Here is a 12,778-nt window from a genome sequence, read left to right as displayed (position 1 = left end):
AGTATTAAGGATTTGGAAAGGAGAACGCGTATGAGTGAACAGAAACAAACGCTGGAAAAGCTCGTGGAAAGAATTGACGAACTCCTAGTGATTTTAAACCGAGTTGCTGAAGACTTAAGGCAAGTTTCAATTTCTCTAAAATCCATAGCAGTTTCCCAGCTTCCTCAACCAGTAACACCCCCCACACCAGCGCTTACACCTACGCCTATACCCGGGATGCCGAGAACCCCGGAACGCATGAAAGCCGTAGAGGACATAAAAATGATGTTTCCAGAAGATTTAGAGGGACTTTTGAATTTTGAGGAGAAAGAAGACTACATAATGATAAAGCCTCGGCAATTTTTGGGCTCTGAAAACTTTGCGAAGATTGCTTCCATAGTGCGTGGGATAGGCGGAGACTACGTAAGCGCTGGAAAAGGCTCGCATTTCAGAGTGCCAAAGAAGAGAACTTAAAAAATCACGTCGTAGCTTCTTTCGTTCAAGAATTTAGCAAGCTCTTTCATGTTTCTCTTCTGGTGTGTAAAATTCAATTTTATCGGTGTGATAGAAGCGTAATTATTTTCTCTGATTGTATGTGCGTCTGTTCCTGCTTCGTCGCATGGGTAATCTTCGAGAAACCATCCGCGAATTTGGTATCCGCCAGCTTTTTCGGTGAAAATGTCCGTGTAGCCCTTGTATGAAAGGCTTGTAACTTTAACGGTTCTGGATGTGGGGTTTTCTGGAACGTTAATGGAAATCACGTCAACATCCTTGGGCATTCCATTCGCTAATACGTACTCTGCAGTTTGCTTGGCTAATTCTGCACAAAACTCTAGGCTTTCCATGTGTACATTTGCGTGCACTTTTCCTTCACTGTCCGTTATTCTTTTTAGGCTATAGGAGACTGCGATGGCGGGGATTCCGTGGATTGCTGCTTCCAATGCCGCGCCTAAGGTTCCAGAAGTTAACAAATCATCTATTCCAAGGTTTGGACCCAGGTTTATTCCGGACACCACAAGGTTTGGAGGATTATGCAGAATCTTAAAGAGCGCAAGCAAACAAGCGTCCGCAGGTGTCCCGCTGATAGCATATGCTTTTGCGCCGTCAGCAAGTAGTGTCTCTTTGACTTCGATTAGGCATGTTGAGACCGCTTTACCCATGCCGCTTCGTTCCTTTTCTGGAGCGACAACAGAAACCTTGCCCAGTTCGTCCATTTTCTTTTTCAGAACCAACAACCCAAGCGAGTGCACGCCATCATCATTTACTACGAGTATCTCTTTTGCTTTCAATTATTTTCACGCACACCCTCACAAAATTCATTATCACTCTTATTAAGGTAGAGTTAGAAGCCATAGCCATATCTTATTTCGAAATTCTTGAATTCACCAGTGTAATCCTCCCAGACAACATTCACTTCTGTTACTCTTGCGCTTGGCGGTCCACGCTTGCAAAATTCAATGAGCTTTTTCACATTTTCTTCTTCGCCTTCAAAAACAGCTTCGACTCTACCGTCTGGCAGATTGCGAACCCAGCCTTTTACGCTGTATTTTCTGGCTTCATGTTGCGTTTCTGACCGGAAGAATACGCCTTGCACTCTGCCGCTTATGATTACGTGGGCTCTGGTTTTCATGGATTCACCGTTTTACGCATTTTTAATTATGGTTTAGGATTTTCACTTTAACTTAACTCTCTCTGCTGTTTGACTATGTCGCTTCTGCAGTTGCTTTAAAAGACATCTTGGCGAAAGTGGTTTTTGTGTTGGTCTGTTATGTTCGCAAATCATAATGGGAAACTGCTGGTTTATGCTTCAAGTGACATGTCTTACGGGGAACGGTTGAAGTCTGTGAGCGTCGCAGCAGAGAAAATGGCTAAACAGTTACGGCTTGATGTGGAGGTTGTCACTTTTGAGGAGAAGTTTACGCCGATTTACGTTTATTACAAGAACGCTGAAGAAGAGCCCATACCTTTGTATTGTGATAAAGGCGGAGCATCTACAATGCAAGAAATTTACGATGCATTAAGAAAAATGATGTTTGTCCTGTCGTTTCACCCGAAACATTCAGCTTTAAAGCAGATAAGAGAAGAAGTCATACACTTTTCTTGAACCTTATTGTTTGATTTTCAAGGGCTACTTCGTAGATTTGATTAACGTCGAAATCGATGCCGAGGCTTTCGTATTCTTGCTCTGTTAGGAACAATATTATTTTTGGAACTGTAAACTGTCCTCTTGCAGGAAACATTGGAAGTTGCTGTTGTAACGCTTGAAGCATGTCTTGCACAACTTTTGCTTCTTCAGTTTGTGGTCTAACCACGAAGCGTGGGATTGGACGTTCTTCGATTAGTTCAATGCGTTTTCCAAGGTTTCCGTCAACATCTTGGATGGACTCGATTCGGTTTACTCTAACACGGAACATAACAAATCATCAACAAGAAAAAGTATTAAGGCTTGGTATTTACGCTTTCGGATAAAGCCTATTCCATTTCGATTGTTGCTGGCGGTTTAGGAGTGACGTCATAATAAATGGTTGACACATCCGCACATTTGCTGATTGTTTCTTCCGCGATTTTATTCAACGTGGCCCATGAGACGTCTGAAACTTGCGCTTTCAAGAAATCTTTAGTTTGCACAGACCTTATGCCTATCACGTATGGTTTTTTCTCAGCCAAGTCTTTCACTGTATAGAAAACTCTTGCAACTGTTGGGTTTTCAGTAATTATCTTCGCTTGAAGAGCAACTATGTGCTGAATAGCTGTTTGGTGAACCTTTCCATTCATTGTTTCAACCTTCACACCAGCTACTTCGCCGTAGCGCCTCTTTCCGCCCTCCACGCCGGTAGCTTTGTCTCTGAAAATTTTCACGTGAACATTTCTGGATGGAACATTAAGAAAACGCGCAACAGTCTCTTGAATGCGCGCACTTTTTGAAGCCTCAAAAACTTCTTCATTGTCAACTATCACGGCAAAGTATTGGCTGGGCTTATGCTTGGCTAACTCACGTTCCACGATTGCTGTAGCCTTCCGCAGAGTCTCCAATTTGTCAGGTCGAATTTCTCCAACAACACGCACCGACAAGCCAGGTCCAGGAAATGGTTGGCGCTCAGAAAGCTCAGACGGCAGTCCAAGATGTCTCGCAACCATTCTAACTTGCTCCTTCAATAACGTTACAAGAGGCTCCACAACTTTGAAGCCGTAGCGTTCCATGGGGTTTATGCCCATTTGCTCCAGAACGTTATGTTGCGTTTTCACGCCGCCAACGGTTTCTATTATGTCTGCGCGTATCGTGCCTTGCACAAGAACATTGCAGCCTTCTTTTTTGGCGGTTTCGCCTAAAACTTGATAGAAGGTTTCGCGGAACATCTTGCGCTTTTCTTCCGCATCCCTCAAGCCTTTCATTGCTTGCAAGAAGCGTTCGCGTACATTGACAATTTTTGTTGGAACGTTTAGAGGCGGTTTAGACAAAATTTCTGCTACGTGTTCGGGTTCGCCTTCTCGCATGAAAGCGTCATCCAATATCACGCAGACAAGGTTTTCGCCTATCGCTCTATGCGTTAGTACGGCGCATGTTGAACTGTCAACGCCGCCAGACACAGCTACTAAAGCTTTTTCGTTGCCAATTTTTTTCTTTGCCGCATCAATTTCGGTTTCAACGAATTTTTTAGGGTCAAACATCTCCAATGTAACCAGCACTCCTTCTAAATTGCTAATTGATTTGTGCTTTCACAATTTATACATTTGCCAAAGCACCAAGCAATTTTTGACTATTTAGGTTAATAGATAATAATTTTGACACAAAGCTCCATGCTTCTGCGCGCATCATACTCATTAAACAATAAAAACATCAAAGACAAATGTGGAAAATTCAAACTATCATTTAAAAGAGCTTGTTGTTACGAGAGAAAAAGAGGCGCAAATGGACACTTTTTGAGAATTAAAGTTTTTTTGTTAAAATGATTCTATATAAGAAGCCTAGGTGTGATTTCAATGAAGCCCGATGAAGCAAAGACTTTGGCAAATGCCGCGAATGAGTTGAGCAAAGACTATGTGGACCTAGCAAGATACTTGAAAAGTGCTGTTGGAGAAGTGAGAGACGCAAAGAAACTGTGGCGGCAAAAAAACAATTCAACACTCATAAAAATTGGTTTAGCATTAATCGCGTTTCCCGACCCAACAATAAGCGATGTGTTAGGCGCGTTTTTTATTGCTGCAGGAACGGTCCAGCAGGGAATCCGACGCCGCACAATTTATCTCGAAGACATAGGCAAGACATTCCAAAACACGATGAAAGAGATACGGAACACTAGAGAAACCATTTGAAGTTTTGAAGTTCGACTCAAATCTTATATTTACTGCATGTTATATGCATAACATGTTTGGGGGAAGAAACATGAAACTAGTAACGGTTCTATTACCGGAAGCTTACCTTGAAGGGTTAGATGAGCTTGTGAGAGCAAACATGTATCCGAGCAGAAGTTCAGCCATACGGTCAGCGGTTAGAGATTTGCTCAAAAAAGAACTTTGGGAAAGAAGAGAAAGGTAAAACTGCCCTTTTCCCACATTTTCGTTAAATTATAGCGTTGTTTTGCGTTTACTAGTTGTTTATGAAGGATGAAATCGTAAAGTTTAAAGGTAAGATACTGTGTTCTGTGTTGGAATTGGTTAGTTAGGTGGTAGAACACAATTAGCCAACAAAACACAATAAAGGAGAACAAGCGACTTGAATCTTACATTGATAGCCCCAGTTGCCGGGCTTTCAGCGGTAATCTTTGCCATTTACAGAGCCTACCGCATGCTAAAGAAACCCAACGGCACATCAAGCATGGTTGAGATTTCTAACACAATCAAAATAGGCGCTACTGCTTATCTTAACCGTCAATTCAAAACCGTTGCTGTTGTCGGCGCAGTTTTGACAGCACTCATCTCTTTAGCTTTTGGCGTTTTCGTCGCCCTAACATTCGCCGTCGGCGCGTTCTTTTCCGCACTTTCAGCATACATAGGCGTCATAATCGCCATTCGCGCTAACGTTAAAACAGCCGACGCAGCCAAACACGGCTTCAAAGAAGCCCTTGAAACCGCTTCACACAGCGGCACCATCGTCGGACTTTCTCTCACCGGGTTAGGCTTACTTGGAGTTAGCGCCCTTTACTTCTTGCTTGGCGACCCAATACTCCTCGTTGGTTTAGGATTCGGCGCCAGCCTCATCGGCTTATTCGCAAGAGTGGGTGGAGGAATATACACAAAAGCAGCTGATATGGGCGCTGACTTAGCGGGTAAAGTGGAAATGGGTTTCCCAGAAGACGATGCTCGAAACCCCGCAGTCATCGCAGACCAAGTAGGAGACAACGTAGGAGACATCGCTGGCACTGGCACAGACGTTTTCCAATCTTACGTATGTACACTAGTTGCTACCATGATTCTCGGCATAACAGTCTACGGAAATGAAGGCTTAATCTATCCCTTGATAGTTCTGGGAGCAGGAATTTTCGCGTCAATGGTGGGGTCGCTTTTTATTAGAACAAAGAGTGGAGACGCAAGACAAGCCATGGACAAGGGCATGTACGTGGCAGCCGTTTTAGTCAGCATTGCCTCAGCCTTTGCAGCATGGACAATTTTTAACAGGTTCAGCGCTTTTTATGCCACAATCACTGGAGTCGTAGCAGTTGTTTTGCTTGCGTGGCTGACTGAACGCTACACTTCACCAAGTAAATCGCCTGTAAAAGCCATAGCGAGAGCTTCAAAAACCGGTCCAGCCACTAATATTTTGATGGGGCTTTCTTTAAGTTTTGAAAGTATAACTTTTCCAATCGTGGTCTTTTCTGCGGCAGTGATGATTGCCTATTATTTTGAAGGTTTGTATGGCATAGCTTTGGTGGCGGTTGGTTTTCTGTCTATAACAGCCACGTTCATCGCCATGTCTTCTTATGGACCAATCGTAGACAACGCCCACGGCATGATTGAAATGACAAACTCAAGCCAAGAAGAACATAAAGTTGTGGATGCGCTGGATTCTGTTGGTAACGTAACTAAAGCGGTTTGCAAAGTCTACGCCATAGGCACATCAGCATTAGCCCAAATTGCTTTATTCTCAGCTTACATTAAAGCAGCGCAACTTCAAACAATAGATGTGATGAAGCCTTCTGTGATAACTGGAATGCTAATAGGCGGAATGTTATCCTTCGTGTTCTGTTCATTAATAATTAAGGCAGTTGGAAACGCGGCTTACAGCATGATTAGAGAAGTGCGCAAGCAATTCAGTGAAAACTTTGGATTAGCTAATGGAGAAGCTAAGCCCAACTACGCCAGATGCATAGACATCAGCACAAAAGCAGCGCTAAGAGGCATGCTACTTCCAGCATTACTGTCTGTGGCGATTCCTCTAATGATAGGACTTTTGCTGGGCAAAGAAGCAATGGGCGGCTTAATAGTCGGAAACCTCGTAACAATGCTTCCTCTCGCCATTTTCATGTCTATTGGCGGCGCAGCATGGGACAACGCCAAAAAATTCATCGAAGCAGGCAATCTCGGCGGCAAAGGAACACCCGCACACACAGCAGCAGTTATCGGAGACACAGTTGGCGATTCGCTAAAGGACGCAGCGGGTCCGTCATTAGATGTGTTCATAAACTTGATTGGAATAATTGCATTGTTATATGCAGCATCTTTAGCAACATATTCGCTCATCCCTTGAAAAACTATGGGACATTCAACGTTTTGCTAAATCTTTTATTTGCTCTGCGGTTTCTGCAGGCTTGTCCGACTGCACTATCGCTCTTCCAACAATGAGATAGCGGGCTCCCGCATTCAAAGCAGATTTTATTTCACCACCTTGTGCACCTATTCCAGGCGAGTAAATTGGTGTTTGATTACCAAGTATTGAATACACTTCTCGTATCTTCTCAGGGTATGTCGCACCAACCACCACACCATCAGCATTCATTTTTAAGGCTTTTTTCGCAAAAGAAACATATTGAGGCACTTTCTCTCCAGTTTCAGCGTCTATAATTGTTTGCCCATAGCCTTCTTTTGCGCCTTTGTGACTCATATAAACAAGAAGAATTACGCCGCGCTGCTGTTTACGAGCAACATCAAAGATTGGTTTTAAACCTTCTTCCCATCCAACGAAAGGATTAGCGATTAAAGCATCAAAGCCTGCCGCATAATAATATTCAGCTATCGTCTCATTTGTTGCACCTATGTCGTTCACTTTGCAATCCATTATTGTCACTAAACCCAAATTGTGAGCTTTCTTAACGAGTTTTTGAACGCCGTTGAAGACGCCGAGTGGAAGAACTAGGTGATGATTAAACTTAACTGCGCAGATGTATGGGTGAACAGTGTTCAAAACATGTTCCGCTTTCTTGAAAAGTTTCTCGCGGTTCTCGAGTTTTTCGAACGGGAAGTCCAAGGCTAAAATAATTGGAGATTCCTTTTCCTTTGCAGATTGTTCTATTCTAAAGCGAAAGGACACATTAAACACCACCCTCTACTCGCGTGTTGAGCTAAAAACTTTTATCATTTCTATCTCGCCACCAGCAACTTGTCTAATGTATGAAAGTGTAGTTTCCACCGCCTCTTTTAGTTGCCATTCACTAATTCCCGGAGCCCCATAAGCAACCATCAAGACGTTTCGCGTTTTTTCAGTAATCTTTGTAAAGTCAGAGTCGCGATGAGGATAAATGCATAAAACCTGCTTTTGATCAGCCAAAATCAGCATGTTACCCGTTAAAGCTAGAGGTTTTGTCATTCCGATTCCCGTGAAAGCTTCACCATTTTCTGCAAATCGAATAACAAGTGGCAAGTTCAGTTTTTCTTTATCAAACCCGCTTATGGGAACTATTGTTTTCATTGAAGCTAAATTATAGGCGTCTACGACTGTGGATATTGTTGGAAGTTCGTCGCCATGCAAAACTCTTCTGAGAAGAGCCTCGCCGGAAGGTCTTGTTTTGGTTGGGTCTATGTCAAGTTTCCAATAGAAGTCTCTGTAGGCTCTGACGGTTTCGTTATCCTTTAACGTTTCAATTTTGTATTTGGCTTTGGCTTCTTCATAAACAACTTCTTTAAGCGCTTTAATCGGTTGGTTTTCCTTTTCTACGTGCACTTTGTTGATTATGCCTATGCCGATTTGGAGTTCGCGAAATCTCTTTGAAACTTCATTGTCCCAATAAACATTCACTTACTCATCGCCGTCCAACCTTTTAATTGTAAATATTATATATTTAATGATTCAAGCAAGAACTGTCACTCAAAAACCTTTGGAAAATTGTGTGAAAAAATGATCGGTGAACTTGCAGCTTTAGGCGCAGCGATTTGCTGGACTGTCTCTGCTGTCCTCTACAAAGAGGCACTGTTAAAGGTTAAACCAATCTCAGCAAACATCATAAGACTTGCTTGCACTAGCGCCTTTTTGCTCTTGTTTTTAGCGGTTGTCGGCAAACTTGGAGTTTTATCAGCTTTACCAAGCTACGCGTTAATACTTGCATGTGTCAGTGGCATAATTGGATTAGGATTCGGCGACACTTTATACATGGCAAGTTTGAAGCTCGTAGGAGTCGCGCGTGCCGTGCCAATAACATGCACCTATCCATTGTTCAACCTTTTGTGGACTGTTTTTCTGATAGGAGAACAAGTTACTTGGCCAACAATTTTTGGCGCAGCCATGATAGTCTTTGGAATTTGGCTTTTGAGCAGAAAAGAGGCAGATGCAGCGGAAATGCAGAAGAAGGTTCTGGTTAAAGGCGTGATTTTTGCTCTGGCAACTGCCTTAATATGGTCTGTAAGCATAACGATGATTGATGTGGCGGTTACTCTTCCAGAAACAAACACTCTAGACCATGCTTTGGCAGTCAACACCATAAGAATAGTTTCTGTCGCCTCCACCTTGTTGATTTTGTCTCCCATAATAGATAAAGAGCTAAGTTTCTTCAAGATACAGAGAAAAACAGTTGCCGCATTAATCAGCGGAGGCATAATCGCGCTTGGTTTAGGATGGTTTTTCCTATCATACAGTTTCATAAACACTTCAGAAGCCCGTGCAGTACCAATTTCTTCGACAACCCCTCTCTTTTCAACATTAACCGGAATCATCTTCTTAAATGAAAAAGTCACAACAGGGAACGCTATTGGGTCGGCATTGATAGTTGCCGGAATTTTTCTACTTTTCATATAAGTTTTTATAGTGCGTTTCGTCTTAAGGGAAAATTCGGCGGACTGGAAAAGGTCGCATTTGCATGTCTGTGTCTCCAAGCGTTCGAGAAGTTCTGGCGAGAAGAATCGCTGGCGAAATAATTCTTTCAAACAAACCAGGCGCAACCATGCGGAAATGGCGTGAGCTTTTTGCGGTTTCACAGTTGACGCTTTCTGAGAAAATGGTTGTCTCCTCATCAGTTATCAGCGATTATGAAAGCGAAAGACGGAAGAGCCCAGGCGCAAAGTTTGTGCGGCGGTTCGTTTGGGCACTGCTTAAAATTGATGAGGAACGTGGAAGCCGCTTTATTCGCGAATTCGCCAAGCTTACTGGTTCGCCGAGCAACGCTATAATTGACCTTCGAGAGTTCCCAATACCCGTCCGTGTAGAGTATCTATGCAGGGCGATACGCGGCGAAGTTATTGCGTGCTCAAGCCAGCAAGTTAGAGATGTTTTGGGCTACACGGTTGTTGACAGCAAGAGAGCAGTTGAGACACTTTCTGGATTGGAGTTTTCTCAGCTTTTCGGAGTAACAACCGAGAGAGCACTGATTTTTACACATGCTGACAATGGCATTTCACCCATGCTAATCGTGCGCATGAGCAACTTGAAGCCGCGACTTGTGGTTTTCCACGGTTCTCGGCCAGATGAAAATTCGATTAAGCTAGCTGAGTACGACCACATCCAACTTATCTATTCTAATCTGCCAAGCGTTGAGCAGTTAGTGAAGTCTTTAAGAAAACTTTACCGTATTGCACTTCGCAGAAAACTTGGCAGACCTGTCCGTCCGCCTCCCAAAATAAGCGCGTAAGGAAAAAGGGTATGATTAAAGTTGGATGCTGCGGCTTTCCCACGTCTATGACAAAATATTTTGAAAACTTTAGGCTTGTGGAGTTGAACAGCACTTTTTATGGTTATCCACGTATTGAGACTGTTGAGGGTTGGAGAGAAAAAGCTCCATGGGATTTTGAGTTTACAGTTAAGACGCACAAAGACATCAGCCACAAGGCAAAGCTGAAAATCGGAGAATTAAGCCTTCAAGCGTTTGAACAAATGAAGCAAATCTGCAAGACGTTAAATTCGAAGATACTGCTTATTCAGACACCCGCTTCTTTCAAACCCGACAAGCTTGCGGATGCTGAGAAATTCTTCGAAAAAGTTGACCGTGAAAGTTTGATTTTGGTTTGGGAGACCCGTGGCGAGGCTTGGGAATCAAAAGAAAACCATGAAAGGCTTGGAAAAGTTTTGAAAAATCTGGATGTGGGACATGTTACTGACCCGCTTAAGGTTATGCCCGCTTATACTGGCGAGATAACGTATTTCAGATTGCATGGTTTAGGCAAGCGAATGTACTATTACCAATACTCAAATGAGGAACTGCGAAAACTTAAGGAACTTGCCATGTCATACGAGAAAAAAGGAAAGGACGTTTACGTTCTCTTTAACAATCTTTCCATGTTTGAAGATGGAACACGCTTTAAAGAGTACTTGTCAAGTGGGGTTTTTCCAAAAATCACCCGTTCAACTGGCCTAGAATCCATTAAAGAAGTGGCTGGAAAAACACGATATCCAACTACAAAGAGTATGCTGATTAAGAGGCTTGGTTGGCGGCTTGTGGAAGTGGAAGAAGGAAAACAGGTTAGGCTTGAAACGCTCTTGGTAGATTTGCCTTCTAAAAGCTTCGATAGTGTTGATGAATTAGTGAAGGAAATACAGCTTAATAAGAAAATTAATGTTTGATTATTCCTTCCTTTTTCAATCTTTCTTTAAGAAGTTTGAAATCTTCAGTTATCTGCTGCTTGTATTTTGGATGGTAAAGCGCAGCAGCAGGGTGAAACGTTGAAAAAATAGTTACTTTCATACTGAAAAGAGACACATCAAAAAATTTTCCGTGAACCTTTGTTATACTTGTAAAAGTTAATCCAGCCTTAGAAAAAACGTACGCGGTTGAGTGATTACCCAAAGTAACAATGATTTTGGGTTGAATAGCTTTGATTTGTCTATCCAGATATGGTGTACACGCTTGAACCTCGCTTGGTTGTGGTTCACGATTTCCAGGCGGTCTGCACTTCAAAACGTTACCGATGAAAACATCTTCTCTAGAAAATCCGATTTCCGATAAAATTGAATCAAGAAACTTTCCAGCGTCACCTACAAACGGTCTTCCCTTAATGTCTTCCCAATAACCGGGCGCTTCACCAATGAACATAACTTGCGTGTTTGGGTTGCCTTCGCCTGGAACGGCGTTTTTACGGGTTTTCGACAGTGGACATTTCTGGCAAATTACAACTTCAGCGGCTATGGTTTCGAGTGAATCCTTTTTGGACAAGGTGGTGTTCTCTCCCATGTTACGTTTCTTTCTATTTTTCTTATAAGCCTAAGACGCGAAAGATATGGGCCTAAACATGGTTAAAGCATTTAACATTCTTAATAATTTTAAATTTCAGAATTAGCCGTCAGATGGCGGTATAATGAGTAAATAGGGCAATCATGTTTTGAGATAACGGGTTTAAATATGATGGAAGCAAGTTTGCTAACGCCATGCAACTATTACTGCGGCAACTGTATTATGTACAAGAAAAGCAAGTGTTTAGGCTGTTCGAAGGCAACGGAGAAAGCAAGTGCTGAAGGAAGAGTTTTCTGTGATATTGCTGTGTGCGCTAAAGACAAAAAGATGCTCACGTGCTCGGACTGTAAGGGTTATCCGTGTGAAAAGTATGATAAGTCCATTTTCTCAGAGAGTTTCATCAAGTGGATAAGGGATAAACTGAAAGAACCATAAGCATTCTAACAGTCTAAACGCCTCTCTCCCCTTTTTATTTTAGCCGTTTAGCGTGCTAGCGAATCATTATACTGTGAAATATCTGATGCTTGCAGAATTTCTCTTCTCTTCACAATTTCACCAAAATCCACAAACTCACCGTTGACTATCTTCAGTTTTGCATCAATCTTTTTGCCTTTAACATCCACAACATTATAGGAGTTACAAAAGAAACCTCGCAGTTTTTCGCATGATGTACTGCCAGCGTGAACTACAAGCATATCTTCCATTCGCCACCGCCACGGTCTATGCCGATGCCCACACAAAACCAAGTTAACCTTCGACTTCACAAGGCTTCTTAGCACGTCGCCAGCGTCAACAATTGTTATTTGGTCCGCTCCGGTGTCTGGAACTGGAATTATGTGGTGGTGAATCGCTACAATTTTCACTTTGTCCTGGTATGTTTCAAGGGTTTTTTCAAGCCATAGGTTTTGTCTGTGACCGACTTCTCCGTCGTCTCTGTCTGGTCTTGCTGAGCTTAAGATTAGGATGACTGTGTCGTCGGTTTCGGTTACTTGTGAAAATGGGAAAAATTCTTTAAACAATAGATAGCCGGTTGAGCGGTAGTCGTGGTTTCCGCTGACATATAACACTTTTTTGGTTTTTAGTTTTTTCAGCTCTTTCGCAGCCATTTCAAATTCCGATATCAGGCCATTTTCTGTTAAGTCGCCAGTAACCAGCACAGTATCCGGAGACATTTCGTTTATTTCTTTGATAGCCATTCTTAGGGTTTCTTTGCGAAACATAGGACCGCAATGGATGTCTGAGATTTGAACTAGTAACATGCCATCCCGCGT

The 12,778-nt window shown here is 42.7% G+C and carries 17 protein-coding genes; 9 read left to right on the top strand and 8 right to left on the bottom strand.

Features of this window, described 5'->3' with window-relative positions:
- The first annotated feature begins 30 nt into the window (after positions 1-30).
- Positions 31-453 (top strand): hypothetical protein, encoded by a 423-nt coding sequence (locus QXW63_07015; protein ID MEM3461640.1) that lies wholly within the window; start codon positions 31-33, stop codon positions 451-453.
- On the opposite strand, the gene surE is transcribed toward QXW63_07015, so the two are convergent.
- Together surE and QXW63_07005 are read right to left on the bottom strand one after the other, a co-directional pair.
- Positions 450-1,268, bottom strand: coding sequence for a 5'/3'-nucleotidase SurE (gene surE / locus QXW63_07010; protein MEM3461639.1), 819 nt, complete (start codon positions 1,266-1,268; stop codon positions 450-452). The two genes, QXW63_07015 and surE, sit on opposite strands and share 4 nt — an antisense overlap.
- A 53-nt stretch (positions 1,269-1,321) precedes the next feature.
- Positions 1,322-1,609 carry an acylphosphatase gene (locus QXW63_07005; protein ID MEM3461638.1) on the bottom strand — a complete coding sequence of 96 codons (288 nt, stop codon included), beginning with the start codon at positions 1,607-1,609 and terminating at the stop codon, positions 1,322-1,324.
- Between the two features lie 123 nt (positions 1,610-1,732).
- On the opposite strand from QXW63_07005, the gene QXW63_07000 reads away from it, so the two are divergent.
- The gene (locus QXW63_07000) at positions 1,733-2,083 is read left to right on the top strand and encodes a hypothetical protein (GenBank protein MEM3461637.1); all 351 of its coding nucleotides are present in this window, start codon (positions 1,733-1,735) and stop codon (positions 2,081-2,083) included.
- Here QXW63_07000 and QXW63_06995 read toward each other — a convergent pair.
- On the bottom strand, positions 2,067-2,393 hold the full coding sequence (locus QXW63_06995; GenBank protein ID MEM3461636.1) for an arcadin 1: 327 nt from the start codon (positions 2,391-2,393) through the stop codon (positions 2,067-2,069). The two genes, QXW63_07000 and QXW63_06995, sit on opposite strands and share 17 nt — an antisense overlap.
- A 58-nt stretch (positions 2,394-2,451) precedes the next feature.
- On the bottom strand, positions 2,452-3,648 hold the full coding sequence (locus QXW63_06990; protein MEM3461635.1) for an ATP-binding protein: 1,197 nt from the start codon (positions 3,646-3,648) through the stop codon (positions 2,452-2,454).
- A gap of 312 nt (positions 3,649-3,960) precedes the next feature.
- Here QXW63_06990 and QXW63_06985 point away from each other — a divergent pair, with 312 nt between their 5' ends.
- The 3 genes from QXW63_06985 (at position 3,961) to QXW63_06975 (ending at position 6,664) form a co-directional block, all read left to right on the top strand.
- The gene (locus QXW63_06985; GenBank protein MEM3461634.1) at positions 3,961-4,293 is read left to right on the top strand and encodes a hypothetical protein; all 333 of its coding nucleotides are present in this window, start codon (positions 3,961-3,963) and stop codon (positions 4,291-4,293) included.
- 70 nt (positions 4,294-4,363) lie between these two features.
- Positions 4,364-4,516: a ribbon-helix-helix domain-containing protein gene (locus tag QXW63_06980; protein ID MEM3461633.1), complete on the top strand. Its 153-nt coding sequence runs from the start codon at positions 4,364-4,366 to the stop codon at positions 4,514-4,516.
- Positions 4,517-4,693: 177 nt separating this feature from the next.
- Positions 4,694-6,664: a sodium-translocating pyrophosphatase gene (locus QXW63_06975; GenBank protein MEM3461632.1), complete on the top strand. Its 1,971-nt coding sequence runs from the start codon at positions 4,694-4,696 to the stop codon at positions 6,662-6,664.
- A 15-nt stretch (positions 6,665-6,679) separates the two neighbouring features.
- Here QXW63_06975 and QXW63_06970 read toward each other — a convergent pair whose 3' ends face one another.
- Both QXW63_06970 and QXW63_06965 read right to left on the bottom strand, forming a co-directional pair.
- Positions 6,680-7,444, bottom strand: coding sequence for an orotidine 5'-phosphate decarboxylase (locus QXW63_06970; GenBank protein MEM3461631.1), 765 nt, complete (start codon positions 7,442-7,444; stop codon positions 6,680-6,682).
- 15 nt (positions 7,445-7,459) lie between these two features.
- On the bottom strand, positions 7,460-8,149 hold the full coding sequence (locus QXW63_06965) for a phenylalanine--tRNA ligase beta subunit-related protein (GenBank protein MEM3461630.1): 690 nt from the start codon (positions 8,147-8,149) through the stop codon (positions 7,460-7,462).
- A gap of 99 nt (positions 8,150-8,248) precedes the next feature.
- Here QXW63_06965 and QXW63_06960 point away from each other — a divergent pair, with 99 nt between their 5' ends.
- From QXW63_06960 to QXW63_06950, 3 genes are all read left to right on the top strand, one after another.
- Positions 8,249-9,142, top strand: coding sequence for a DMT family transporter (locus QXW63_06960; protein ID MEM3461629.1), 894 nt, complete (start codon positions 8,249-8,251; stop codon positions 9,140-9,142).
- 61 nt (positions 9,143-9,203) lie between these two features.
- Positions 9,204-9,971, top strand: a complete 768-nt coding sequence (locus QXW63_06955) for a transcriptional regulator (GenBank protein ID MEM3461628.1) — start codon at positions 9,204-9,206, stop codon at positions 9,969-9,971.
- Positions 9,972-9,982: 11 nt separating this feature from the next.
- A complete protein-coding gene (locus QXW63_06950) occupies positions 9,983-10,900 on the top strand; it encodes a DUF72 domain-containing protein (protein ID MEM3461627.1) in 918 nt (305 codons plus the stop codon).
- Here QXW63_06950 and udg read toward each other — a convergent pair.
- Entirely contained in the window at positions 10,890-11,489 is a 600-nt protein-coding gene (gene udg / locus QXW63_06945; protein ID MEM3461626.1) for a type-4 uracil-DNA glycosylase, read from the bottom strand. The genes QXW63_06950 and udg overlap by 11 nt on opposite strands.
- Before the next feature lie 189 nt (positions 11,490-11,678).
- Here udg and QXW63_06940 point away from each other — a divergent pair, with 189 nt between their 5' ends.
- On the top strand, positions 11,679-11,942 hold the full coding sequence (locus QXW63_06940) for a DUF3795 domain-containing protein (GenBank protein ID MEM3461625.1): 264 nt from the start codon (positions 11,679-11,681) through the stop codon (positions 11,940-11,942).
- Between the two features lie 47 nt (positions 11,943-11,989).
- Here the strand turns inward: QXW63_06940 and QXW63_06935 are convergent, their stop codons facing one another.
- Entirely contained in the window at positions 11,990-12,766 is a 777-nt protein-coding gene (locus QXW63_06935; protein MEM3461624.1) for a metallophosphoesterase, read from the bottom strand.
- Positions 12,767-12,778: the final 12 nt, after the last annotated feature.

The sequence above is a fragment of the Candidatus Bathyarchaeia archaeon genome (genome assembly GCA_038873195.1).
GTDB lineage: Archaea > Thermoproteota > Bathyarchaeia > Bathyarchaeales > Bathycorpusculaceae > DSLH01.
This window is presented reverse-complemented; position numbering and strand designations above follow the sequence as displayed.

Excerpts from the sequence above, each read along its gene's own strand:
- QXW63_07015 (MEM3461640.1), top strand. The coding sequence starts at position 31 with ATGAGTGAACAGAAACAAACGCTGGAAAAGCTCGTGGAAAGAATTGAC.
- QXW63_07005 (MEM3461638.1), bottom strand. The coding sequence starts at position 1,609 with ATGAAAACCAGAGCCCACGTAATCATAAGCGGCAGAGTGCAAGGCGTA.
- QXW63_06995 (MEM3461636.1), bottom strand. The coding sequence starts at position 2,393 with ATGTTCCGTGTTAGAGTAAACCGAATCGAGTCCATCCAAGATGTTGAC.
- QXW63_06990 (MEM3461635.1), bottom strand. The coding sequence starts at position 3,648 with ATGTTTGACCCTAAAAAATTCGTTGAAACCGAAATTGATGCGGCAAAG.
- QXW63_06985 (MEM3461634.1), top strand. The coding sequence starts at position 3,961 with ATGAAGCCCGATGAAGCAAAGACTTTGGCAAATGCCGCGAATGAGTTG.
- QXW63_06980 (MEM3461633.1), top strand. The coding sequence starts at position 4,364 with ATGAAACTAGTAACGGTTCTATTACCGGAAGCTTACCTTGAAGGGTTA.
- QXW63_06960 (MEM3461629.1), top strand. The coding sequence starts at position 8,249 with ATGATCGGTGAACTTGCAGCTTTAGGCGCAGCGATTTGCTGGACTGTC.
- QXW63_06955 (MEM3461628.1), top strand. The coding sequence starts at position 9,204 with ATGTCTGTGTCTCCAAGCGTTCGAGAAGTTCTGGCGAGAAGAATCGCT.
- QXW63_06950 (MEM3461627.1), top strand. The coding sequence starts at position 9,983 with ATGATTAAAGTTGGATGCTGCGGCTTTCCCACGTCTATGACAAAATAT.
- QXW63_06940 (MEM3461625.1), top strand. The coding sequence starts at position 11,679 with ATGGAAGCAAGTTTGCTAACGCCATGCAACTATTACTGCGGCAACTGT.
- QXW63_06935 (MEM3461624.1), bottom strand. The coding sequence starts at position 12,766 with ATGTTACTAGTTCAAATCTCAGACATCCATTGCGGTCCTATGTTTCGC.